The organism is Arthrobacter sp. 05T45 (assembly GCF_056395875.1).
In genome coordinates, this window is sequence record NZ_JBFTKI010000044.1 from 1 (window position 1) to 3,527 (window position 3,527).

A 3,527-nucleotide genomic window follows, 5' to 3' on the forward strand; every position below is an offset into this window, starting at 1 on the left:
TGGTGTGAACGTCTTTTGAATCCGTTCACGGGAAGAGTGTGTGGTGTAAGTTATCGGCCTATTAGTACCGGTCAGCTTCACGAGTCGTTAGTCCTCGCTTCCACATCCGGCCTATCAACCCAGTGGTCTGGCTGGGGGCCTCTCACACACAAGGTGTATGGAAATCTCATCTCGAAGCGAGCTTCCCGCTTAGATGCTTTCAGCGGTTATCCCATCCGAACGTAGCTAATCAGCGGTGCACTTGGCAGTACAACTGACACACCAGAGGTTCGTCCGTCCCGGTCCTCTCGTACTAAGGACAGCCCTTCTCAAATTTCCTGCGCGCGCAGCGGATAGGGACCGAACTGTCTCACGACGTTCTAAACCCAGCTCGCGTACCGCTTTAATGGGCGAACAGCCCAACCCTTGGGACCTACTCCAGCCCCAGGATGCGACGAGCCGACATCGAGGTGCCAAACCATGCCGTCGATATGGACTCTTGGGCAAGATCAGCCTGTTATCCCCGAGGTACCTTTTATCCGTTGAGCGACGGCCATTCCACAATGTACCGCCGGATCACTAGTCCCGACTTTCGTCCCTGCTCGAGATGTCTCTCTCACAGTCAAGCTCCCTTGTGCACTTACACTCGACACCTGATTGCCAACCAGGCTGAGGGAACCTTTGGGCGCCTCCGTTACTTTTTAGGAGGCAACCGCCCCAGTTAAACTACCCATCAGGCACTGTCCCTGACCCGGATTACGGGCCGAAGTTAGATGTCCAAAGTGACCAGAGTGGTATTTCAACGATGACTCCACCCGAACTGGCGTCCGGGCTTCAACGTCTCCCACCTATCCTACACAAGCCACTCCGAACACCAATACCAAACTATAGTAAAGGTCTCGGGGTCTTTCCGTCCTGCTGCGCGTAACGAGCATCTTTACTCGTACTGCAATTTCGCCGAGTTTATGGTTGAGACAGCGGGGAAGTCGTTACTCCATTCGTGCAGGTCGGAACTTACCCGACAAGGAATTTCGCTACCTTAGGATGGTTATAGTTACCACCGCCGTTTACTGGGGCTTAAATTCTCAGCTTCGCCTTGCGGCTAACCGGTCCTCTTAACCTTCCAGCACCGGGCAGGAGTCAGTCCGTATACATCGTCTTGCGACTTCGCACGGACCTGTGTTTTTAGTAAACAGTCGCTTCCCCCTGGTCTCTGCGGCCCCGATCCCCTCCCACCAGCAAGTGGTGTTCAAGGTTGGGGCCCCCCTTCTCCCGAAGTTACGGGGGCATTTTGCCGAGTTCCTTAACCATAATTCTCTCGATCGCCTTAGTATTCTCTACCTGATCACCTGTGTCGGTTTGGGGTACGGGCGGCTAAAACCTCGCGTCGATGCTTTTCTCGGCAGCATAGGATCACCGAATCCCCCCATACGGGGGTCCCGTCAGATCTCAGGCATCATGAACGGCGGATTTGCCTACCGTTCGCCCTACATCCTTAGACCGGGACAACCATCGCCCGGCTCGGCTACCTTCCTGCGTCACACCTGTTAATACGCTTGCCTCCCAGGATCAGGTCCCGCGCTCCACCAAAACCCTTCCACCACAAGGGCGGTCAGGCAGGTTTCGGGCGGTTAGTATCCCCTGTTCAGCATGGGCGGTTTTTCGCCGGTACGGGAATATCAACCCGTTGTCCATCGACTACGCCTGTCGGCCTCGCCTTAGGTCCCGACTTACCCAGGGCAGATTAGCTTGACCCTGGAACCCTTGATCATCCGGCGGACGGGTTTCTCACCCGTCTTTCGCTACTCATGCCTGCATTCTCACTCGTGTAGGCTCCACCGCTGGTTTCCACCGCGACTTCACTGCCCACACGACGCTCCCCTACCACTCCAGACGCCTGAACCACAAGGGCTTGGCTAWTGTCTGAAATCCACAACTTCGGCGGTGTACTTGAGCCCCGCTACATTGTCGGCGCGGAATCACTTGACCAGTGAGCTATTACGCACTCTTTTAAGGATGGCTGCTTCTAAGCCAACCTCCTGGTTGTCTTCGCAACTCCACATCCTTTCCCACTTAGCACACGCTTAGGGGCCTTAGTTGGTGGTCTGGGCTGTTTCCCTCTCGACTATGAAGCTTATCCCCCACAGTCTCACTGCTGCGCTCTCACTTACCGGCATTCGGAGTTTGGCTGACGTCAGTAACCTTGTAGGGCCCATTAGCCATCCAGTAGCTCTACCTCCGGTAAGAAACACGCAACGCTGCACCTAAATGCATTTCGGGGAGAACCAGCTATCACGAAGTTTGATTGGCCTTTCACCCCTACCCACAGCTCATCCCCTCCATTTTCAACTGAAGTGGGTTCGGTCCTCCACGACGTCTTACCGTCGCTTCAACCTGGCCATGGGTAGATCACTTCGCTTCGGGTCTAGATCACGCCACTGCAACGCCCTATTCAGACTCGCTTTCGCTACGGCTTCCCCACACGGGTTAACCTCGCGACGTAACACTAACTCGCAGGCTCATTCTTCAAAAGGCACGCCGTCACCCCTACACGATCGCTCGCGGAGGCTCCGACGGATTGTAAGCACACGGTTTCAGGTACTGTTTCACTCCCCTCCCGGGGTACTTTTCACCTTTCCCTCACGGTACTGGTCCGCTATCGGTCATTAGGGAGTATTTAGGCTTATCAGGTGGTCCTGACAGATTCGCACGGGATTTCTCGGGCCCCGTGCTACTTGGGATACTTCACCAGGCGGTGCACAACATTTCGGTTACGGGGCTCACACCCTCTACGGCCGGCCTTTCAAGACCGTTCACCTATGCCTGCACTCTCACCTTCCCAGCCCGGCAGAGCTGGAGTGGGAAGTCCCACAACCCCGACCATGCAACGCCCGCCGGCTATCACACATGGAACGGTTTAGCCTGATCCGCGTTCGCTCGCCACTACTGACGGAATCACTATTGTTTTCTCTTCCTGCGGGTACTGAGATGTTTCACTTCCCCGCGTTCCCTCCACGCACCCTATGTGTTCAGATGCGGGTCACCAGGCAGCTCGCGCCCCTGGCGGGGTTTCCCCATTCGGACACCCTGGGATCACAGTCCGGTTATCGACTCCCCCAGGCTTATCGCAGATTCCTACGTCCTTCTTCGGCTCCTAATGCCAAGGCATCCACCGTGTGCTCTTAAAAACTTGACCACAAAAGATCAAGGAGTAATTTTCGAGACTCAAACAACAACCCCGTACCACACACCCCACACACACCCCGCCCCCGAAGGGAGCAGAACAACCGTGTGATCGGTGCAGCCAGGAAACCAGAAACACAAGTCCCGGAAAGGAAAACCCTCCCGGTCCTGTTGTCTCAGGACCCAACAGTGTGCCAAACACTAAACCGCTGATCACCTCTCCCGCACCGTTCCAGGACCACCCGGACTTCCAAAGGAAGCACAGGGGACCGTACTGGGTGCCGGCGAAGAACCGGCGGCCGCTATTTGTTGATATTCCACCCGTGAGCACCCGCCGCAGAACTTGCGTCTGCGCAACGGGCGTA

Annotated in this window: 1 rRNA gene; it reads right to left on the reverse strand. The window is 55.9% G+C overall.

The annotated features are described in order from the left end of the window. Nucleotides 1-40: 40 nt before the first annotated feature. Nucleotides 41-3,175: ribosomal RNA gene (locus tag AC1DGD_RS22060) — 23S ribosomal RNA — on the reverse strand. Nucleotides 3,176-3,527 lie beyond the last annotated feature (352 nt).